General features: G+C 73.6%; 16 protein-coding genes and 1 other RNA gene. 9 read left to right on the top strand and 8 right to left on the bottom strand.

Features of this window, described 5'->3' with window-relative positions; translation table 11 throughout:
• The first annotated feature begins 157 nt into the window (after nt 1-157).
• From OZ948_14875 to OZ948_14865, 3 genes are read left to right on the top strand one after another with little or no spacing between them, the layout of a single operon-like run.
• Nucleotides 158-772 (top strand): RNA polymerase sigma factor, encoded by a 615-nt coding sequence (locus OZ948_14875; GenBank protein MEB2346010.1) that lies wholly within the window; start codon nt 158-160, stop codon nt 770-772.
• Nucleotides 769-1,455 carry a hypothetical protein gene (locus OZ948_14870; GenBank protein ID MEB2346009.1) on the top strand — a complete coding sequence of 229 codons (687 nt, stop codon included), beginning with the start codon at nt 769-771 and terminating at the stop codon, nt 1,453-1,455. The genes OZ948_14875 and OZ948_14870 overlap by 4 nt, the downstream gene beginning before the upstream one ends.
• Before the next feature lie 55 nt (nt 1,456-1,510).
• Complete coding sequence (locus tag OZ948_14865; GenBank protein MEB2346008.1) at nt 1,511-2,935, top strand: S8 family serine peptidase; 1,425 nt, start codon at nt 1,511-1,513, stop codon at nt 2,933-2,935.
• 14 nt (nt 2,936-2,949) lie between these two features.
• Here OZ948_14865 and OZ948_14860 read toward each other — a convergent pair whose 3' ends face one another.
• Together OZ948_14860 and OZ948_14855 are read right to left on the bottom strand one after the other, a co-directional pair.
• Nucleotides 2,950-4,194 carry an acyl-CoA dehydrogenase family protein gene (locus tag OZ948_14860; protein ID MEB2346007.1) on the bottom strand — a complete coding sequence of 415 codons (1,245 nt, stop codon included), beginning with the start codon at nt 4,192-4,194 and terminating at the stop codon, nt 2,950-2,952.
• 41 nt (nt 4,195-4,235) lie between these two features.
• Nucleotides 4,236-5,375 carry an acyl-CoA/acyl-ACP dehydrogenase gene (locus tag OZ948_14855; protein ID MEB2346006.1) on the bottom strand — a complete coding sequence of 380 codons (1,140 nt, stop codon included), beginning with the start codon at nt 5,373-5,375 and terminating at the stop codon, nt 4,236-4,238.
• 194 nt (nt 5,376-5,569) lie between these two features.
• Between OZ948_14855 and OZ948_14850 the strand changes: the two genes are divergently transcribed.
• The 3 genes from OZ948_14850 to OZ948_14840 all read left to right on the top strand — a co-directional run bounded on the left by OZ948_14850 (nt 5,570) and on the right by OZ948_14840 (nt 7,693).
• The gene (locus OZ948_14850; GenBank protein MEB2346005.1) at nt 5,570-6,055 is read left to right on the top strand and encodes a hypothetical protein; all 486 of its coding nucleotides are present in this window, start codon (nt 5,570-5,572) and stop codon (nt 6,053-6,055) included.
• A gap of 29 nt (nt 6,056-6,084) precedes the next feature.
• Nucleotides 6,085-6,861 (top strand): glutathione S-transferase family protein, encoded by a 777-nt coding sequence (locus OZ948_14845; protein ID MEB2346004.1) that lies wholly within the window; start codon nt 6,085-6,087, stop codon nt 6,859-6,861.
• A 76-nt stretch (nt 6,862-6,937) separates the two neighbouring features.
• Nucleotides 6,938-7,693 carry a hypothetical protein gene (locus OZ948_14840; GenBank protein ID MEB2346003.1) on the top strand — a complete coding sequence of 252 codons (756 nt, stop codon included), beginning with the start codon at nt 6,938-6,940 and terminating at the stop codon, nt 7,691-7,693.
• 72 nt (nt 7,694-7,765) lie between these two features.
• Here OZ948_14840 and OZ948_14835 read toward each other — a convergent pair whose 3' ends face one another.
• The 3 genes from OZ948_14835 to OZ948_14825 are packed head-to-tail and all read right to left on the bottom strand — an operon-like array spanning nt 7,766 to nt 10,741.
• Nucleotides 7,766-8,944: an acyl-CoA dehydrogenase family protein gene (locus tag OZ948_14835; GenBank protein MEB2346002.1), complete on the bottom strand. Its 1,179-nt coding sequence runs from the start codon at nt 8,942-8,944 to the stop codon at nt 7,766-7,768.
• A 10-nt stretch (nt 8,945-8,954) separates the two neighbouring features.
• Nucleotides 8,955-10,064, bottom strand: a complete 1,110-nt coding sequence (locus OZ948_14830) for an acyl-CoA dehydrogenase family protein (protein ID MEB2346001.1) — start codon at nt 10,062-10,064, stop codon at nt 8,955-8,957.
• Complete coding sequence (locus OZ948_14825; protein MEB2346000.1) at nt 10,061-10,741, bottom strand: winged helix-turn-helix transcriptional regulator; 681 nt, start codon at nt 10,739-10,741, stop codon at nt 10,061-10,063. Before OZ948_14825 ends, OZ948_14830 begins: the two co-directional genes overlap by 4 nt.
• 177 nt (nt 10,742-10,918) lie before the next feature.
• Here OZ948_14825 and rnpB point away from each other — a divergent pair.
• Both rnpB and OZ948_14815 read left to right on the top strand, forming a co-directional pair.
• Nucleotides 10,919-11,380: RNase P RNA component class A (gene rnpB, locus OZ948_14820), an RNA gene on the top strand.
• A 586-nt stretch (nt 11,381-11,966) separates the two neighbouring features.
• Nucleotides 11,967-13,028, top strand: a complete 1,062-nt coding sequence (locus OZ948_14815) for a TIGR03617 family F420-dependent LLM class oxidoreductase (GenBank protein ID MEB2345999.1) — start codon at nt 11,967-11,969, stop codon at nt 13,026-13,028.
• 3 nt (nt 13,029-13,031) lie between these two features.
• On the opposite strand, the gene OZ948_14810 is transcribed toward OZ948_14815, so the two are convergent.
• A complete protein-coding gene (locus tag OZ948_14810) occupies nt 13,032-14,132 on the bottom strand; it encodes a GNAT family N-acetyltransferase (GenBank protein MEB2345998.1) in 1,101 nt (366 codons plus the stop codon).
• Nucleotides 14,133-14,653: 521 nt separating this feature from the next.
• Between OZ948_14810 and OZ948_14805 the strand changes: the two genes are divergently transcribed.
• Entirely contained in the window at nt 14,654-16,033 is a 1,380-nt protein-coding gene (locus tag OZ948_14805) for a sigma-70 family RNA polymerase sigma factor (protein ID MEB2345997.1), read from the top strand.
• A gap of 93 nt (nt 16,034-16,126) precedes the next feature.
• Here OZ948_14805 and OZ948_14800 read toward each other — a convergent pair whose 3' ends face one another.
• Together OZ948_14800 and OZ948_14795 are read right to left on the bottom strand one after the other, a co-directional pair.
• The gene (locus OZ948_14800; GenBank protein MEB2345996.1) at nt 16,127-19,261 is read right to left on the bottom strand and encodes an efflux RND transporter permease subunit; all 3,135 of its coding nucleotides are present in this window, start codon (nt 19,259-19,261) and stop codon (nt 16,127-16,129) included.
• A gap of 4 nt (nt 19,262-19,265) precedes the next feature.
• A complete protein-coding gene (locus tag OZ948_14795) occupies nt 19,266-20,423 on the bottom strand; it encodes an efflux RND transporter periplasmic adaptor subunit (protein MEB2345995.1) in 1,158 nt (385 codons plus the stop codon).
• Nucleotides 20,424-20,502: the final 79 nt, after the last annotated feature.

Genomic DNA, 20,502 nt, shown 5'->3' with positions numbered 1-20,502 from the left:
GCCACCGGCGCTGCCGCCGGCCCCTCCCGCCCCGTCGCCTCCGACGGTGGTCGAGCCGCCGGTCGGACCGGGGACCCTGCCCGGATTGCCGTAGCGTCATGCCCCCCAGGAGCCCGGGGAAACCGCCCTCGGCCGAGGGGCGACACACGGGACAGCCATGAGCGAACGCCGGCTCTCCGTGCATCCCGGGGCGGACCCGTCCGTCGCGAGCGACGAGGTCCTCCTGGCGCGCATCCGCGAGCGCGACAGCGGCGCCCTGCGGGCGCTGTTCCAGCGCTACCAGGGGAGGATGTTCCACTTCGTCATGCGCAGGCTCCACGATCCCGGGCTCGCCGAAGAGGTGGTGGCCGACGTGTTCTTCGAGGTCTGGCGCAGCATCGACCGCTTCCAGGGCGCCTCGCGGCCTTCCACCTGGATCTTCGGGATCGCGAACTTCAAGGCGACCGGCGCGCATCGCGACCGCTCGCGCCTGAAGCGCGCCGCGGTGGTACCGACCAAGGTCGAGTCGCTGCACCGGGTCGCCGATGACGGCGACGCCGACGGGCGCCTGCTCGCCCGCGACGAGCTGCGGATCGTCCATCGCGCCCTCGACGAGATGCCGGGCGAGCAGCGCGAGCTGCTCGAGCTCGCGGTGGTCGAAGGCCTCGCCTACGACGAGATCGCGCGCCGGCTCGGCGTCCCGGAGGGCACGGTCAAGACCCGCGTGTCCCGGGCCCGCGCCCGGCTGCGCCGTGGCCTCGAGCGGCGCGGGGTGGAGGACGCCGGCCGATGACGGACCGTTCGCCCGACACCTGCCCGGCCGAGATCCTCGAATGGATCGCCTGGTACCCCGAAGCCCTGGGCGACGCGCAGCGCGGTGCGGTCGAGGCACACGCGGCGGTGTGTGCGGCGTGCCGGGAGGAGATCGCGGTGCTCGCCGGCCGCGCCGAAGCGTCCGTGACGCCCGCCGACCCCGAGCAGCTCTTCGCCCGCGTGCTCGCGCTGGTCGAGGCGGACGGGATCGAGTCGGCGCCGCTCGCCGCCTCCCGGGCGCCCCTGTCGGTGCACGCGCCCGCACCCCGGCTCGAGGCGCCGGTACGCCGACGCCGTTCGGTGTGGATGAGGAGCGGCGTGCAGATCGCCGCCAGCGTGGGCCTGGCGGTGCTGGCGGGCGGGCTCGGCGGCTGGGTCGGGCGCGATTGGCTGGGCGGCGAGCCGGTCTACACGGTGGCCGGCGAGACCCCGCTCGCGGCCGAGGGCGCGGTCGCGCTCGACGTGGTCTTCCGCAGCGACGCCACGGCCGAACGCATCCAGACTTCGCTGCGCGGGCTCGGCGCCGAGCTGGTCTCGGGACCGTCCCCGCTCGGGCGCTACCAGGTCGAGCTGCCGCCGGGCGCGGACGCGAGCGCGGCGGCGGCGTTGCTGCGCGCCGAGGGGACGGGTGTCGCGTCCTTCGCCGAACCGTTGCGGCCCTAGCGCGCGGCGCACGGGGGCGGGGCGGACGCGCCGGCGCGCGTGCGCCGGTGGATCCATGGGAGCAGCGCTGCTGGCGCTGCTCCTCGCCGGAAGCGCCTCGGCCGCGAGCCCCGGCGCGCGTGGGGCGCCGCACGTACCGGCGGCGTCCTCACCGGCGGCGGCCGGCGCGCCCGACGGGTGCGGGCCGATCCCGCCCGAGGACGCCGCGGACCCCACCGCGGCTCGCGACGACACCGGGGCCCTCGCAGCGGCTCCCAGGGAGCCTGGCGTCCAGCCCTCGAGCACCGGCGAACGCAGCGGGGGCCCGGGCGCAATCGTCCCGCTGCCGGCCACGCGTCCCGTCGCAGAGCCGGCGGCAGAGCCCCCGAGCGAGGTCCTGCTGGTCCTGCCGAAGGGGCCCGACGGCAAGGTCCCGACCGACTTCGAGCTGGCGCCGGGCGCCTCGGTCGCGAGCTCGTACTTCAGCCCGATCCTGTGCGCGACGGTCGTGCACGTGTCGGGGCCACCCGGGCTCGATCCGGCCGCGCTGGTGACGGATGCCCCCGGCGAGGCGGTGACGGTTCCCAACGACGTCTACACCGGCGCGCAGGCAGAGCTGCGTCCGCTCGCGCCGGCGGCGGGTGACGACCCCTATCGCCCCCTCCAGTGGGGCCTCGACCGGAGCGGCGCCGAGCGCGCCTGGCCGACGAGCGACGGGCGCGGTGCGCGCGTGGCCCTCCTCGACTCCGCGCCGGACGTGGGCCATCGCGATCTCGCAGGCGTCCGTCTCGCGCCGCTGTCCGACGCGCCCGGCGCCCCGGCTCCCGCGGGCCCCGGCACCCACGGCACCTTGATGGCCGGCGTCGTGCGCGCGGTCGCAAGCAACGGCTTCGGCATCGCGGGGATCGCGCCGGGAGCGGAGCTGGTCGGGATCCCCGTCTGCCGCCCGCGCGGCGCGAGCGCCGCCGACGAGTGCCGGCTCTTCGAGCTCCTGCGCGGGGTCGACGTCGCCTGGGGCCAGGGCGCGCAGCTCCTCAACCTGTCGCTGGTGGGCCCTCCGAACCGCCTGCTGCGCAAGGCGATGGACCGCATGGACGAGCTCGGTGTGGTGGTGGTCGCCGCGGCCGGCAACGAGGGGGTCGCGGAGCCCCGCTATCCGGCCGCCTACCCCTCGGTGATCGGGGTCGGCGCCGTCGACCGCAACGGCGCGCCCTACGCGCGCGGCAACCGCGGCGCGTCGGTCGAGATCCTCGCGCCCGGCGTCGAGGTGCTCTCGACGGTGCCGGGCGAGGGCTTCGCCTTCGGCGACGGAACCAGCCTCGCGGCCGCGCACGCAAGCGGAGTCCTGGCGCTCGCGATCGCCGCGAGCGGCGACGCGCGTGCGGCGCGCGCCGCGTTCTTCGAAGCGGCACAGGCGCGCAGCGAGGCGCCCGGCGCGGAGCCCGCCCTGTTGCCCGCCGCCTGCGACGTGCTGGCCGCGCTCGGCAAGCCCTGCCGCTGATCCGCCCTGGGCCCCTACTTCACCGATCCGGTCGGGATCTCGCGGAACGGCCGGTCCTTGTCGACGCGGATCTCGGGCGGCAGCCGCAGCACGCGCTCGGCGATGATGTTCTTCAGGATCTCGTCGGTGCCGCCCGCGATGCGCAGGCCCGGGGTGCCCAGGTACATCTCCTGCCAGACCGCGTCCTGCGGCGCGATCGCCGCGTCGGCGACGGCGCCCATCGCGCCCTGCAGCTCGAGCGCGAAGTGCGCCATCTCCTGGCCCATCGGCGCGCCCACCGCCTTGCCGATCGCCCCCTCCGGCCCGGGCGTGGCGCCGCGCGAGAGCGCCGAGAGCGTGCGGTAGCTCGTGAACTGGAGACCCTTCGACTGGATGTAGAAGTCGGCCAGCTTCTGGCGCACCGCCGAGTCCTCGATCGCCGGGCGTCCGTTGCGGCGCGTCTCCTGCGCGAGCTTGATCAGGTCGCGATAGCGCCCTGCGCCGCCGCCCGCGCCGATCGCGACGCGCTCGTTCATGAGCGTCGTGATCGCGACGCGCCAGCCGTCGCCGACCGCGCCCAGGCGGTTCGCGTCGGGAACGCGCACGTCGGTGAAGAACACCTCGTTGAAGCCCGAGCCGCCGTTGATCTGCTTGATCGGGCGCACCTCGACGCCCTTCGCGTGCATGTCGACGATGAAGTAGGTGAGGCCGGCGTGCTTCGCGGCGTTCGGGTCGGTGCGCGTCACGATCATGCCCCAGTCGCAGAAGTGCGCCCCGGTGCTCCAGATCTTCTGGCCGTTGAGCACCCAGTCGCCGCCGTCCTTCACGGCGCTCGTGCGCAGGCCCGCCAGGTCGCTGCCGGCATCGGGCTCGCTGAAGAGCTGGCACCAGACCACCTGGCCGCGCGCCATCTCGCGGATGTACTTCTGCTTCTGCTCCTCGCTGCCGTGCGCCATCAGGGTCGGCCCGAGCATGCCGTGGCCGATCCCGTAGATGTTCGGCGGGGTCTCGAACTTCCCCTCCTCCTGGCCCCACACCACGGCCTCGAGGCGCCCGAGGCCCTGCCCGCCGTACTCCTTCGGCCAGGTGAGGCACGCCCAGCCCGCGTCGAACTTGGTGGCCTGCCAGTCCTTCGCCTTCTGGATCACGTCGGCGCTCTCGCGCTCGCCGAGCAGGTTCGGGGCGATCGCGTTCGGGTCGCGCGGCTTCGCGTGCTGCTCGAGCCAGGCGCGCGCCTTGGCGCGGAAGGCAGCCTCCTGCGGGGTGTCGTCGAAGTCCATGGCGGGGTTCCTCGCTCGCTTCGCGTTGGAGAAGGGACGGACTACTCGGCGTGGGCGTCGCCGCCGCCCTGGCCCTGGCGCGCGACCAGGCGCGTGATCAGCAGATCGCGCCAGCTGCTCGCCGTGCCGATCGACGCCGCCAGCCAGCGCGCGCGCCGGTAGAACAGGTGGCAGTCGTACTCCCAGGTGAAGCCGACGCCGCCGTGGATCTGGATCATCTCCTGCGCGGCGGACTCGAAGGCGTCGCTCGCCGCGGCGCGGAAGCTGCACGCGGCAAGGGCGAGCTCGTCGTTGCCGCTGCTCAGCGCCCAGGCCGCGTAGTAGCCGTTCGAGCGCGCGATCTCGATCTTCGCGTAGAGGTCGGCGAGCCGGTGCTTGAGCGCCTGGAACGACGCGATCGGGCGGCCGAAGGCGTAGCGGCCGAGCGCGAACTCCCGCGTGATCTCGAGCGCGCGCGTCGCGCCCCCGAGCTGCTCGAAGCCGATCACGACCGCGGCGCGGTCGAGCAGGGTCGCGACGCGCTCGGCGCCGCCGTCCGCACCGCCCAGCAGCTCGGCGCCGGCGTCGCGCAGCTCGAGCCTGGCCAGCGAGTGCGACGGGTCGAAGGACTCGACCCGCGTGCGGGTCACGCCCTTCGCCGAGAGGTCGAGGAGCGCGAGCACGGGACCCCGCTCGCCCTGGGCGACGACGACGGCCAGGCCGGCCGCCTCGCCATCGAGGACCGGGAGCTTGGTCCCGGTGAGCCTGCCGCTCGCGAAGCGCGTCGCCAGCGAGGCGACGTCGGCGTCGCCGGGCCCCTCGGCGAGCGCGAAGGTGCCGATCGCCTCGCCGGCCGCGAGCCGCGGCAGCCACTTCTGCTTCTGCGCCTCGCTGCCGAACTGGAGGATCGCCTCGGTGCAGAGCGCCACCGACGAGGCGAAGGGGATCGGCGCGAGCGCGCGGCCGATCTCCTCGGCGATCAGCACGAGCTCCAGATGGCCGAGCCCCGCGCCGCCGTGCGCCTCGGGCACCGCCGCGCCGAGCCAGCCCATCTCGGCGACGCCCTTCCACAGACCCGGGTCGTGGGTCGCGTCCTTCGTCTCGAGGACCTTGCGGCACACGTCGAGGCCTGCGTTCTTGGTCAGGAACTCGCGGGCCGTGTGCTGGACGAACTTCTGGTCCTCGGAGAACTCGAGGTTCATGCGGGTGGCTCCTGTCGGCGATCGGCTCCCGGGCGATCGGCTCCCGGGCGGTCGACCCCGGGTCGGTTGACTCTGGAGTCAAGGCGGCCGCAGCATAGCGCCAGCGCCGCGAGCGGGGCCAGCGCCGGGGGGACGGGCGGGATGTCGGCGGCAGGCGGGTACCTTGTCGCGCGGCCGCAGGCGGAGGCAACCCGATGGCGTCACGCGTGCTCCCCTCGCTCCTGGTCGCCCTCGGCTGCTGCGCCGGAGCCGCGCTCGCACGCGCGGACACGGCCGGGGTGACCGCGGCCCTCTCCCCGCCGCTGCGTGCCGCGCTCGTGGCCGAGATGCAGCACCTCGACGGCGGCCTCCAGCGCGCCGTGTCGGCGCTCGCGCGAGCCGACTGGCCGGCCCTCGAGCGCACCGCCCGCGAGATCCGGGGCTCCTTCATCCTGGAGCAGCGGCTCGCTCCCGAGCAGCGGGCCGAGCTGCACAGGGCCCTCCCCGCCCCCTTCCTCGCGCTCGATCGCCGCTTCCACACGCAGGCGGAGCGGCTCGCCGACGCCGCGGCAGCCGGCGATCCCGAGCTCGCGGCCTTTCGCGTCCACCAGCTCGTCGAGAGCTGCCTCGGGTGTCATGCGCAGTACGCGCCCACGCGCTTCCCCGGGCTCGCGCCGGCTGCCGGCGACCATCGGCACTGACCGACGGCGCGCCGATCGGAGGACCCCGCGTGCTCACGCTCTACGACAACCCCTTCAGTCCCTTCGCACGCAAGATCCGCATGGCGCTGTCCTGGAAGGGCGTCGCGTTCGAGTCGATCGACGCGCTCGCGCTCGCGGAACGCGACCGGCTGGCCGCGGTGAACGTACGCGCCGAGGTCCCGGTGCTCGCCGACGGGGACCTCGTCATCGTCGACTCCGCCGACATCGCAGCCTACCTCGAGGACCGCTTCCCGGAGCCGCCCTTGCTGCCGCGTTCGCCCGCGTTGCGCGCCCGAGCACGATACTGGCAGCGGATCGCCGACACGGTGCTGGACGCGATCGTGCACGACATCTCACTCTGGATCTGGCCCACCCACGCGCGGGCCGACGCGCCGCCTGCCGGCCTCGTCGAGGCCGGGCGCCGCGACCTCGGAGCGCTCCTCGCTCGCCTCGACGGATCGCTCGGCGCGGAGGGCTTCGTCTGCGGCGGCGAGCTCTCGATCGCGGACCTCGCGCTCTTCCCGCACGTCTCGTCGCTCGGGCTCCTCGGCGTGGCGCTCGACCCCTTCGCGCGCGTGCGTGCGTGGAGCCGGCGGATGCGTACGCTTCCCGCCGTGCGCGCGGATCTCGACCACGTGAAGCGGAGCGTGAGCGAGACGTTCGGCGCGGGCGCCTCGCCGTACGAGGCGGAGCGGGTGGTCTGGCGCGGGGATCGCATCGAGTGGCTGCTCGCGCAGGGATTCGCGGACTGGTTCCGGGCCGAGCTCGCAGCGGGCCGCGCCGTGCTCCCTCGCTCCGTCCGCTGACCACCCGCCACGGCCTCGGCGCTCCGGGCCTCAAGGGAGGATCCCTCGCGGCCGATAGGGAGCGCCGGGGAACCGCATGCTCATCCTCGCAGGCTCGCTCCTCCTCCTCTACGTGCTGTCGGCCACGGCGTGCAGCGCGCGCCTGCTCTGGGTCGTGCGCCGCACGAGGCGGGCGCCCGAGCTCCTGCTCGGCGCCGGCGTCCTGCTCGTCACGACCGTCTCGCTGCCGCTGAGCCTGGCGTCGGGCTTCGGTGGCGCCGCGGACCGCGTCCACGTCGGCCTGTGGGGCGTCTCCGAGCTGATCACGCAGGTCGGGATCCTCTGCCTGTACGGCTTCGCGCAGCAGACCTTCCGTCCCGCCGTCGGCTGGGCGCGGGGGATCGTCGGAGCGGCGGCGCTCGTCATGCCGATCGCCCTTGCCGGGGCCCTACGCGGCCTCGCCGCCGCACCGCCCGGAACGCTCTCGGTCGCCGCCACCGGCGCCTGGCTGCTCGTCTGCCACCTCGGCTACGCGGGGGCCTTCGTGTGGACGGCGATCGAGGCCTTCGCCCACTTCGGGCGCGCCCGGCGGCGCCTGGCGCTCGGGCTCGCCGATCCCGTCGTCACGAATCGCTTCGCGCTCATCGCGATCTACGGAGTCGCCTGCACCGGCATCTCGCTCGCCAACGCGGCGGCCGTGGTGCTCGAGCGCAACATCGCGACCTCGCTGGTGGTCGTGCTGCCGGCGGGCCTGCTCGCCCCGGTCGCGTCGGGAGCCATGCTGCTCGCGATCCTGCCGCCCGCCTGGTACCAGGCGCGCCTGCGCGCGGCGACGGGCCTCCGCACGGACTAGAGGACGGGAGGCATCGGTCCACCCCCGCGCGAGGGTGGCCCGCGGAGCCGCGGCGCCCCGCGGGCCGTCCGATCACTTGAGCTCGTTGCGGCCGTAGCCGAGGATGTCGCGCGCGATGATGAGGCGCTGGATCTGGCCCGTGCCTTCGTAGATGTCGGTGATGCGCACGTCCCGGAACCACTTCTCGAGCAGGTGTTCGCGCGACGCCGCCATCGGTCCGACCAGCTCGATGCAGCCCTGGGTGATCTCGCGGACCGCGGCGCCCGCCTTGGCCTTGCAGATCGAGGCCTCGAGGTTGTTGGGCTTGCCGTTGTCGGAGAGCCAGGTGGCGCGCAGCACCGTCAGCATGGCAGCCTCGTAGAGCGCCTCGAGCTCGAGGAAGCGCTGCGCCGCCGCCGACTGGGCCGCGATGCCGGGTCCGTACTCGATCGCCACGCCCGCCGCGCGCAGCGCGTCACGCGTGAAGTCGAGCGCCGCCTCGGCGATCCCGAGCCCGATCGCCGCCACCCCGGGCCGTGTCATGTTGAAGGTCTTCATGACGCCCCGGAAGCCACCCGAGCTCTGCTTCGGGATCTCCTCGTTGCCGCCCAGCAGGTTGCCACGCGGGATCCGGCAATCCTGGAACACGTAGGCCGCCGTGTCGTCGGCGCGGATCCCGAGCTTCTTCTCCTTGTGCGCGACGACGAAGCCCGGTGCGCCCTTCTCGACCAGGAACGACTTGATGCCGGCGCGGCCGGCGCTCCGGTCGAGCGTGGCCCACACGACGACCCCGTCGGCGCGGCAGCCGGTGGTGACGAAGATCTTCTCGCCGTTCAGGACCCACTCGTTCGCCTGCTCGTCGAGCACCGCGGTCATCTGGACGCGTGAGGGATCGGAGCCGCAGCCGGGCTCGGTGATCGCCATCGCGAGCGTGAGCTCCCCCCACTGCTGCTGCTGCTCGGGGGTGCCGGCGGCTCGCAGCGCGGCGTTGCCGAGGCCGCCCTTGCCGCGCCGCATGCGCACCGAGTAGTCGCCCCAGCTCTGGGCCGCGGCCACCAGCATGCTCATCGTGCCGAGCCCGGTGTCCTCGGCGCTGCGGCCCGCGAACAGGCTCATCAGCGGCGCGAAGTCCTTGGCCTCGGGCAGCTCGTCGGGCGGGAACTCGTGTTCGTTCTCGTCGTAGTGGCGCGCGTAGGAGCGGCACACGAGCGCCTCGCGGCGCAGCTCGTCGAGCACCTTGCGGTCGTTCGGCGTGAGGCTGAAGTCGATCATCGGGGGTCTCCTAGAGCGTGACGGCGCCTTCGAGGACGCCGAGGGTGCGGGCGTTTCGGTACCAGAGCTCGACCGGGTGCTCGCGGATGAAGCCGTGGCCGCCGAGCACCTGCACGCCGTCGTCGGCGATCTTCATCGCCTGGCGAGCGCAGTAGCCGCGCGCGAGGTGCGCCTCGCGCGTGGCGTCCTGGCCCTGCTCGAGCCGGCTCGCCGCCTTCCAGACCAGCCAGCGCATCGCGTCGACCTCGATGCGCATGTCGGCCAGCGTGAACGCGATCGCCTGCTTCCTCGCGATCGCCTCGTCGAAGGCCTCGCGCTCCTTCGCGTAGGGGATCGCGTACTCGAGGACGGCACGCGAGATCCCGACCAGCACCGCGCCGAGTGCCGTGCGCGAGAGGTTCAGGATGCGCCGCGCGTCGCAGCCGGCGTCGCCGCCGAGTTTCGCACTGCCCGGCAGCTCGACCCGCTCGAGCGCGAGCGAGCCCGTGGGCAGCGCCTTCAGGCCGAGCTTCGGCTCGGGCGCCGAGATCACGAGCCCGGCCGCGTCGCGCGGGACCACGAAGGCCTGCACGGCGTCGAGGCCCGCCCCGTCACCGGCGCGTGCGAGCACCAAGAAGTGGCTCGCGCGGTCCGCCATCGGGACGAAGCCCTTGGCGCCCGAGAGCACCCAGCCGTCGCCCTTGCGCTCGGCCACCGTGCGCAGCCCGATCGGGTCGAAGCAGGGGCCCGGCTCGACGAGCGCCAGCGACGCCGCGTGGTAGCGCTCGCCGCAGAAGAGCGGCAGCAGCTCGCGCTGCTGCGCCGGGCTCCCGAACTCGACGACCGGCATCGCGAAGAGCGACGGCGCCAGCGCCGCCAGCGCGAGCCCGGCGTCGCCGTGGGCCAGCTCCTCGAGCACCAGCGCGTTCGTGACGGGCGAGCGCGCCTCGCCGCCGCCGCCGAAGGCCTCGGGGATCTGGGTCGACGTGAGGCCGAGCTGCCAGGCCTGCTCCAGGAACTCCGCGGGCACCGCGCCCGCCTCGTCGCTCGCGCGTGCCTGCGGGCGCATCGCGCTGGCGGCGAACTCGCGCATCGCCTCGCGCGCGACGTCCTGCTCCTCGGTGGGTCCGAACGAGATCACGGGGTTCTCCTTCTGCTCCGGCCGCGCCCCGCGCCCGGACGATCGCCGGGCTGCGGGCGGGGGATCTGGTGGAAGTAGTGGTCGAGGGCCTCGCGGCCGCCATCCTTGGTGAGCAGGCCGCGCTTGACCGCGTCGCGCGGGTCGAGGAGTCCCAGCGCGACGCCGCACCAGACGCGCGCCTCGGCCGTGTAGCGGACGTCAGCCGCCTCGGCGAAGCCGCGCGATACCGTGCAGTGCCCATCGGCGATGCGTACCGTCCAGACCCCGCCGCCCGCGCCCGAGAGGCGGATCTCGAAGGTGACGTCGGCGCCGCGCGCGTTCTCCTCGCGCAGCAGGAACGGCAGCGACTCGAGGATCGACTGCGCCGAGGTCTCGCTGAAGGGGCCCACGTCGGCCACGTGGTCCTCCATCGCGTGGTGCACCCACCAGCGGGCGATCGCCGCCACGATCGGCTCGAGCGTGCGGCCGCGCGCGGTCACCGCGTAGAGCGAGCGGGCGCCGGCGGCGACGGGCTCGACCCAGCCCTCGTCGGCGAGCTTCTGCAGCCGCGCCGAGAGCACGCGCGGCGCGATCCCGGTGCGCTGGCGCAGCTCCTGGAAGCCCTTCGGCCCGCCGAGCAGGTGGCGGATCAGGACCAGCGTCCAGCGGTCGCCGATGCGCTCGAGCGCGCGCGCCACCGGGTCGAAGATCTGGCCCGGGCGGGGAACCTCGCGCTCTCCGGGAGGTGCGATAGGAGATTCCTTGGAGGGCACGGCACCAGTATTCACTTGATACTGGGCTGCTGTCAAGGTGCCGGTGCGGGCGGGCCCCGGGGCTGGCCAGCGGTGGGCGTGCGCCTACCTTGGCCGGCGACCGGAGCTGGACGGAGGATCGCCGGTGGGCAACGACCGCCCACGGGAGGAAAGTCCGGGCTCCACAGGGCAGGGAGGTCGCTAACGGCGACCCGGGGTGACCCGAGGGAAAGTGCAACAGAAACACACCGCCGATGGCCGTCGAAGCCGCGGGCCTGGTGAGGGCTCGCGGGGGAGGCACAGGCAAGGGTGAAATCGTGGGGTAAGAGCCCACGCGCCGTCCGGGCGACCGGCGGCGGTGCAAACCCCTCCCGGAGCAAGCTCGAATAGGGACGTCGCCGAGGGTGGCCCGCCCGAGGCCCCGCCCGCGGCCGCCGCCTCGCGGTGGCGGCTCTCGGAGGGGACCGGCGTCCGGGTGAGAGCGCTCGAGCGGCGCAGCAATGCGCCGCCTAGACGAATGATCCTCACCGGTGCCGGAGCGATCCGGCGCCGGGACAGGACCCGGCTTACAGGCCAGCTCCGGTCGCGGCCTGCGAGGCCCGCCGTCGTCGCGACCCCGTCGCGACGACGGCGGCCACCACGCCCGCGACGACCACGAGTGCGCCGAGGGCGTGGAACCCCCGCGCCACGCCGGCGTCGTGCTCGAGCAGCCCGCTGCGGGACAGCAGCCAGTGCCAGTCGTGGATCTCCCCCCCGACGCGGGGCAGCACCCGGGCGCGCGCATCCGCCACGTACAGGGCCACGTTCATCAGGTTCTCGCCGAGCCAGACGGCGGCGGCGGCCGCCTCCACGACGCTGCGCCGGAGCAGGAAGTGCACGAGGCTGGCGACCGGGAAGACGAGCTGCCCGAGGGTCCCTCCCAGGATTCCGATCGTGGTCCCGAACACGCCGAAGAAGACGTGCCCTGCTTCGTGGAAGAGCAGGTTCGCGCCGTCCACGAAGTGCCACTGGTAGGCGAGCACCAGCCAGACGCCGTAGAGGACGAGCCCGGCGGTGAGCAGGGTCTGCGCCATGCCTCCGTCTTCGGTCCGCCGACAGGTTGCCGTGAGAGCCGCGCGCACCCGAGCCCCGCCGTGCCGACGCGTATACTGGGCTCCTCCCGGAGGTCCCCATGCGCATCGAGACCGTGATCCCGCTCGGCGACTGGCGCCGCGTCGCCGCTGCGGCGCAGCGCGCCGAGGCGCTCGGCTTCGATGGGGTCACCACCCCCGAGATCGCCAACGACCCCTTCGTCCCGCTCGCGCTCGCCGCGCTCGCGACCGAGCGGCTCCAGCTCGGCACCGCGATCGCGGTGGCCTTCCCGCGCAGCCCCATGGTGACCGCGAACCTCGCCTGGGATCTCCAGGTCGAGTCGCGCGGGCGCTTCGTGCTCGGGCTCGGCCCGCAGGTGAAGGGCCACAACGAGCGGCGCTTCAGCGTGCCGTGGAGCGCGCCGGTGCCGCGCATGCGCGAGTACGTCGAGTCGCTGCGGGCGATCTGGCGCTGCTGGGAGCTCGGCGAGCCGCTGCGCTACGAGGGCGAGCACTACCGCTTCACGCTGATGACGCCCGAGTTCTCACCACCGAGGAGCGGCCTGGCGCCCGTGCCGATCACGATCGCCGCGGTCGGCCGGGACATGATCCGGCTCGCGGGCCGCGTGTGCGACGGCGTGCGCCTGCACGGCTTCTGCACGCGCCGCTACCTCGAGGAGGTGGCGCTGCCGCAGCTCCACGACGGGCTCGCGCAGTCCGGGCGCGACCGCGAGCACTTCGAGGTCTGGGGTGGCGGCTTCGTCGCGACCGGCCCGAACGCCGACGAGGTGGCGAAGCAGCTCGAGTGGTGCCGCTACCGGATCGCCTTCTACGGCTCGACCCGCACCTACTCGCCGGTGCTGTCGTTGCACGGCTGGGACGAGCTCGCCGCGAAGCTCCACGCGATGTCGAAGCGCGGGCAGTGGAGCCAGATGGCGGCGGAGGTGCCCGACGAGGTGGTGCACGAGTTCGCCGCGGCCGCACCCTACGACCGGCTGGTGGGCGCCGTCGAGAAGCGCTTCGGGGGACTCGTCGACGCGATCGCGCTCGGCTTCGGCGAAGGCACGCCCGAGGGCCTCGCGCGCGAGCTGGTGCAGGATCTGCGGCGCATCCCGCAGGCCTTCGCGGCGTTCCCGAACACCTGGTCCCGGGATCGGGCGTGAGGGTCAGGCGTGCGGCGCCCGCCGGCGCCGCACGTCGCGCTGGTAGCAGAGCAGCCGGCCCCGCCGGCGGCGGTCGTAGCCGCGCCAGCGGCTCGCCGGCACCCCGTCGAGGGGCACCTGCTCGAAGCCGAGGCGTTCGAAGAAGGCGCCGACGCGCGCCTGGGTCGTGAGCCCGTAGACCGAGTGCAGCTTCTGCGCGCGCGCGCGGCGCAGGGCGAAGGCGACGAGGTGCTGGCCCACGCCCTCGCCCAGGAAGCGCGTCAGCGTGTAGAGCGCCGCGATCTCGCCAGTCCGGGGCGCGTCGGGGAAGGTGAGCAGCGCGCCGATGCCGGCCAGGTGCGTGCCCTCCACGAAGGCGCCGAAGCCGTGGGCCAGCACCTCGTCGACGGCGCGCGCCGGGCGCGGCGCCAGGTATCCCTCCGCGACGCCGCGGCCGATCAGGTCGTAGGCGGCGTCGAAGTCGTCGAGGCCGAGCTCGCGCACCACCACGTAGCGCTTGCGCGTGAAGAGCGTCCCCGCGCCGGCGTAGGTGAAGAGCTCGCGGTCGAGGCCGGCCGCGTCGCAGACGTTCACCGCCGGCACCCCCCCCTCGACCATCGCGGCGATCTCGCGCAGGAGGGCGCGCCGGCGCTTCGCCAGGCGCCGGCTTGCCGCCAGGAGCTCGTGCAGCTCGTCGAGGTGCACGAAGGAGAGCCGGCGTCCGCTCCGGTCCCGGAACCCCCCGCCCGGGTCGATCCACACCAGCTTGCAGACCCCGAGCCGGAGCGCGAGCTCCCGGACCTGTCTGGCAAAGGGCTCCCGCCCTCCGGCCACGATCCCCACCCGCGCGGACTGCCGCAGGCTGCGCCAGACCACGGTCTCGAGGGCACGGGTGGAGGCCGGGATCACCCGCTCGCCCGCCAGCCCGTCGAGGGCGGCCCGGCGCGAGGAGATCAGCAGGACCCGGCTGCCGTTGCGGGCCAGGGTCGAGACCACCGCCCCCACGGCCTCGGGCTCCCGGAGCAGCTTCTGGTGGGGGCAGGCGATGGCGAGGGTCCGTCCCCGGAAGCCCTGCAGGTAGAACTCGCGCTCGGAGAAGCCGGCGCCCTCGCCCGGGTGGATCACGGCCGCGCATTGTGGCGCATCCGGCCCTCCTTCACCGGCATCGAACCCGCAGGCGCAGGCCCGGCTGCGCCGCCCTCGAGCCCAGATGCAACCGCTCCTGCTGGATCGGGTACCTACCATATGGAGGCTCCTGCCACTGTATCGGCTTCCCTACGGTCGCCGGAACCGCCTTCCGATACGGCTTCCGAAGCTCCCCGGAGGCAGGGTCTGCCGCGCGGAGCGCCGGAAAGGAGCTTGCCGGGCCCGAAAAAGGGTGACGGATCGTCACCGGACCCAAAAAAGTTGTGGAAATGGCCGCTCGATCTGGAGAGAATGCCGGGCTGCTCGGACGCCCCCCGAACAGCCGGAGAGAAGAGGCCGTCCCAAGCGCGAAGAGCGTGCGGGCCGCCCCGGACTCCCCGTCGCAAGCCGGACACCGCGCCGATTCTCCACCGAGCGCGGCCCGAGGGACGAGGCGACGGCCATCGATGGTTGTGAGTAGCCCCCGGGGTGCCCACCCGAGGTCCCCTAGAGGAGAGGGAGTGAAGCTGGACGATCGGCAGACGACGGCGATGGTGGAGGTCGATTCCCGCGGTCCGACCGGAGCCACTGCGGCCTACGCCGCGGAGGACCTCGACCCGGGGCGGGAGCGACGGCCGCTCGAGTCGTATTTCCAGGAGATCGGCGGGACCCGCACGCTGCGCCGCGAGGAGGAGGTGTACCTCGCGAAGGAGCTCGAGGCGTCGACCCAGGCCCTGCGCACGGCCCTGTACCTGCTGCCCTGCTCGCCGCGCCACGTGGTCGAGCGCTGGGACTCGCTGCGCGCGCTCTCGCACACGGGGGCCAAGCTCTCGGAGTCGATGGGCGACGAGGAGACCGGCGAGATCGCGGCCCGCGTCGAGCGTGCCGTCAAGCGGCTGCGCGACCTGCTGCGCGAGCGCGAGAGGTCGGTGAAGCGGAACGTCTCGCAGAAGACGCTCGAGAAGGCGGACCAGAAGATCGCCGCCGAGCTCGACAAGGCCCAGCTCTCGCTGGCCCTGCTCGCCGAGCTGCGCGACCGCGCCGTCGCGATCGCCGAGGAGATGAAGAAGGAGAAGCGGAAGACCAGGCGGCTCGCGGAGCTCGAGAACGAGGCCGGCCTGCCGAAGCTCCTGATGATCGAGCGGGTCGAGCTGGTGCTCGACGCGCACGAGCGCATGACGCGGGTCAAGAACCGCTTCATCGAGCACAACCTGAAGCTCGTGGTGGCGATCGCGAAGGACTACCGGAACCTGGGCCTCTCGTTCCCCGACCTGATCCAGGAGGGCAACCTGGGCCTGATCCGGGCGGTCGAGAAGTTCGACCACCGGCGCGGCTTCAAGTTCTCGACCTATGCCGTGTGGTGGATCCGCCAGGCGCTGGTGCGGGCGATCCAGAACCACTCGCGCACGATCCGCCTGCCCTCCCACGTGCACGACCGGCTGCAGCGCAGCCAGCGCGTGCGGGCGGAGCTGACCGGCAAGCTCGGCCGCGAGCCCACCGCCGCGGAGCTCGCGCCTGCGCTCGGCACCGACATCGACTCGCTCGAGTCCCTCGACCGGCTCTCGCGCGAGGCGATCTCGCTCGAGTCGTCGGTGGCGGGCACCGAGAAGCGGCTCGAGGAGTTCGTGGCCAACCCGGACGCGCTGACCCCGGACGGCGGCATCGACAGCGACCGGATGCGCTCGGGCGTCGGCACGCTGATCTCGAGCCTCACGGACCGCGAGCAGCTGATCCTGCGCCTGCGCTACGGCCTGGGGGGCGAGGAGGAGCACACCCTCGAGCAGATCGGGCAGTCGCTCGGCCTCTCGCGCGAGCGCGTGCGCCAGCTCGAGGCCCGCGCTCTCAAGAAGCTGCGCGAGACGATGCCCGCCCAGCGCCTGCACCCGATCCTCGAGCCGTAGCCGGTCGGGCTTCGCCGGCCCGTGGCACCGGGCGGCCTCCCGCCCGGCGGCACCGGCTGCGCTGGTAACGATCCCCCCGCCGGTCGGAGGGCATCAGCGCGCGGCTGCTGCCTTCGCGTCACCGCGCGCGGGCTCGACGCGCGCCACCCAGCGCTCGCGCAGCGTCTCCACGGCCACCCACGCGGCCGGCACGACCAGGAAGGTGAAGAGCGTCGAGAAGAGCACGCCGCCCACGACGGCGATGCCGAGCGGGGCGCGCAGGTCGCCGCCGGTCCCGACTCCGAGCAGGCGGCCGAGCTCGCGGCTGCCGCCGAGCGCCACCGGCAGCATGCCGACCATCGTCGAGAGCGCCGTCATCAGGATCGGGCGGAAGCGCACGCGGGCGGCCTCGAAGCCGGCTTCGACGACGCCCTGGCCGCGCTCGCGGAGCTGGTTGGCGAACTCGACGATCAGGATCGAGTTCTTGCTGACGATGCCGACCAGCATCACGAGCCCGATCTGGCTGAAGAGGTTCAGCGTCTGGCCGAGCGCCCAGAGCGTCACGAGTGCGCCCGTGAAGGAGAAGGCGACCGCGATCAGGATCGTGAGCGGATGGACGAAGCTCTCGAACTGCGCGGCCAGCACCAGGTAGATGATCACGATCGCGAGCAGGTAGGCGAAGACGATCGCCTGCCCCGACTCGTAGAACTGCTCGGACTCGCCCGACCAGGTGGTGCCGTAGCCGCCGCCCGCGGGCAGAACCTCGCTGGCGATCGCCTCGATGCGTTCCAGCGCGTCGCCTTGCGCGATGCCCTCGCCGAGGTTGGCGGTGATGGTGGCCGCGCGCAGGCGGTCGAAGTGCGGGACGCCGCGGGCCGCCGTCGTCTCGCGGATCGTCACGACCGAGGAGAGCGGAATCAGCTCCCCGTCGCGCCCGTGCACGTAGAGCAGAGGGATGTCGCCCGGCCGCGCGCGCTCGTCGCTCTCGAGCTGGACGATCACGTCGTAGGTCTGGCCGTCCACCTTGAAGGTCGAGACGTCGTCGTCGCCGAGCAGGGCCTGGAGCGTGGTGGCGACGTCTCGCACGCCGACCCCGAGGTCGCTTGCGCGGTTGCGGTCGATCTCGATGTCGAGCTGCGGCTTGTTGAGCAACAGGTTGCTGCGCACGTTGAAGGCGCCCGGCATCTCGCCCGTGATGCGGCGGGCGATCTCGTCCGCGTAGCCGGCCAGGCCCGCGATCTCGGGACCCTGCACGACCAGCGCGACGGGAGCGGCGCCGAAGCCCCGCCCGAGCGAGGGGAACTCGGTCGGGAAGGCCTGGCTGCCAGTCACCGACCACAGCTCGCCGCGCAGCGATTCGACGATCTCCCGGGCGCTGCGCTCGCGCTCCTCCGAGAGCGAGGCCATCACGATCCCCTCGTTGACGAGCCCCGGCGCGCCGATCCCGAGCGCGATCACCGAGAAGTAGCGGTCCATCTCCGGGGTCGCTGCCTGCGCCACCTCCTCGACCTGGCGCTGGTAGCGGTTCGTGTACTCGATGGTGCTGCCCTCGGGCGCACGCGTGAAGATCATGAAGCCGCCGCGGTCGCTGGCCGGGATGAACTCGCGCTCCACCGCGCCGGCGAAGAGCATCAGCAGCCCGAGCAGGAACCAGAGTCCACCGACCGCGATCGTGAGCCCGCGCCGGCGGAAGCTCGTGCGCAGCGTCGTGGTGTAGAGGTCCTCGAGCCCCTGCGAAGCGCGCGCCAGCGCCCGCGTCACGCCTCGCTCGGGCTCGGCCGCACGAAGCACGCGCGCGCACAGGGCGGGCGAGAGCGTCAGCGCCACGAAGCCCGAGATCGCGACGGCGGCCGCGACCGTGACCCCGAACTCCCCGAACAGCTGCCCCGTCGTGTCGCTCAGGTACGCGAGCGGCAGGAACACCGCGACCACCGACACCGTCGCGGCGACGACCGCGAAGGAGATCTCGCGCATGCCCTTCACCGCCGCCTCGCGCGGCGGCGTGCCGGCCTCGATCCAGCGCACGATGTTCTCGAGCACGATGATCGCGTCGTCCACCACCAGGCCGATCGAGAGCGTGAGCCCCATCAGCGTCAGCACGTTGATCGTGAAGCCCGCGAAGTAGAGGATCGAGAAGCTGCCGAGGATCGAGACCGGGATCGCGACGGCGGGGACGATCGTGGCGCGCAGGGTGCGCAGGAACAGCCAGATCACGACCAGGACCAGGACGACCGCCTCGACCAGCGCGTGGATCACGCCCGCGATCGAGTCGCGGATGAAGGTCGAGCCGTCGAAGGCGACCGTGAGCTCGACGCCGGGCGGGAGCTCCGAGGCCAGCCGCTCGAGCTCCGCGTGCACCTCGTCCGCCACGGCCACCGTGTTGGCCTTCGCGAGCTTCACGACGCCCAGGCCCACGGCCGGCTTGCCGTTGAAGCGCACGATCTTGCGCTCCGTCTCGGGACCGACCTCGACCCGCGCCAGGTCGCGCAGGCGGACCGGCCAGCCCTCCACGTCGGCGATGATCAGCTCCTCGAAGGCCGCCGCCGTGTCGAGCTCGCCGAGCGTACGGACCGTGAACTCGCGCTCGCTGCCTTCGATCCGGCCCGACGGGATGTCCACGTTCTCGCGGCGCAACGCCGCCGTCACGTCGGCCACCGTGAGCTGGTAGGAGGTGAGCCGGTCGTTGTCGATCCAGATCCGCATCGAGCGGCGGCGCTCGCCGGCGATCATCACGACGCCGACGCCGGGCAGCTTGGCGAGCCGGTCCTGGACCAGGTTCTCCGCGATGTGGGTGAGCTCGATCTGGTCCCTGCCGCCGTGGAGCGCCAGCCACACCACCGGGCTCGCGTCGGCGTCCTGCTTGGCGACGATCGGCTCGTCGACGTCCTCGGGCAGCCGGCTGCGCGCGCGCGCCACCCGGTCGCGTACGTCGGCGGCGGCCAGGTCGGGATCGCGCGAGAGCTCGAACTCGATCGTGATGCTGGAGACCTGCTCACGGGAGTTCGAGGTCAGGTGATCGATGCCCTCGATGCCGATCAGCTCGTCCTCGAGCGGCTCCGTCACCGACGCCTCGACGACCTCGGATGCCGCGCCCGGGTAGACGGTCGTGACCGACACGACCGGGGCGTCGACGTCGGGCAGCTCGCGGTTGGGCAGGCGCCAGAGCGCGATCCCCCCGAGCAGCGTGATCAGGATCGAGAGCACGCTCGCGAAGACCGGGCGCTCGACGCAGATCTCGGAGAGCCGCACGCGTTCAGGCCCCGCCCGGCGCGCCCGCCGCGGCGCGCGGCGCGGCCGGCCCGCCGCTGGCGGCCACCGGCGTCACCTTCTCGCCCGCGCGCACCTTGTGGACGCCGGCCGTGACGATGCGGTCGCCCGGGCGCAGCCCGGCCTTGATCTCGACGCGCGCGTCCGCGCGGCCGCCGAGCTCGACGGGCACGCGCTCGGCGCCGTCGTCGCTGTCGATGCGCCAGACGTAGAAGCCCTCCGGATCGCTGACGACCGCCTCCTCCGGCACTAGGAACGCCTCGCGCACGCCGAGCTGCGCCTGCACGGTCGCGAACATCCCGGGCAGCAGCAGGTGCTCGGTGTTCGGCACGCGGCCCTTGACCAGGATCCGCCGGTTCGCGCTGTCCACGGTCGGCGCGACGAACGAGATCGTTCCCGGGAAGCGGCGCCCCGGGTACGCGGCCACCTCGAGCTCGAAGCCGGCGCCGGTCCGGACCTGCGGCAGCACCGCCTCGGGGATCGTGAAGACGAGCTCCATCGGATCGACGGCGTCGATCCGGACCAGCTCGTCGCCAGGCGTCACGCGCGCGCCGGGCGACACCAGGCGCGCGCCCACCCGGCCGTCGAAGGGCGCGCGGACCCGCGTGCGCTCGAGCTCGGCGCGGTAGCGTTCCTCGCGGGCGCGCGCGACGGCGAGCTCGGCGCGGTCGCGCTCGAGCTGGATCTCGGCGGCGACGTTCTCGCTGGCGAGCCGCCGGGTGCGCTGGAACTCGTCCTCGGCGAGCGCGCGCTCGGCGATCGCCTCGTCGAGACGGGCCGCCTGCTCGTCGTCCCGCAGCTGGAAGAGCACCGCGCCCTGCTCCACCGCCTCGCCCTCGCGGAAGCCCACGGTCTCGACCACGCCCGCGATCTCGGGCTTCAGTACCACCCACTCGTCGGCCTGCAGCTCTCCGAGCAGCGCGGCCGTCTCCTGGAACGGCTCGGGGCGCAGCGTCACCACCTCGACGGCGGGCGGACGCGGCCCGGGCCCGCCCGACGCGCCGGCCGCCGGTTCCTCGCTCCCGCAGGCGCACACGAGCGCGAGCGCCAGCGCCAGCGCCGAGAGGAGGCCGGGAGGGGGAGGTGCCGAGCGGGGCACGCCGCGGGGGCCGACCCGAGCGCCCCCCGGTGCCAGGTGGAACACGGGGCAAGGCTATCGAAGGCCCGCACGGGTCGCCCCCCATCCCGCGGACGCAAGAGGCCACCCGCCTCCCCCGCGTTAT

It is taken from the genome of Deltaproteobacteria bacterium (assembly GCA_035063765.1).
In the GTDB taxonomy this organism is placed as follows: Bacteria; Myxococcota_A; UBA9160; order UBA9160; family PR03; genus CAADGG01.
Note: the sequence above shows the minus strand (reverse complement) of the source record. Positions and strands in the feature narration are given on the sequence as shown.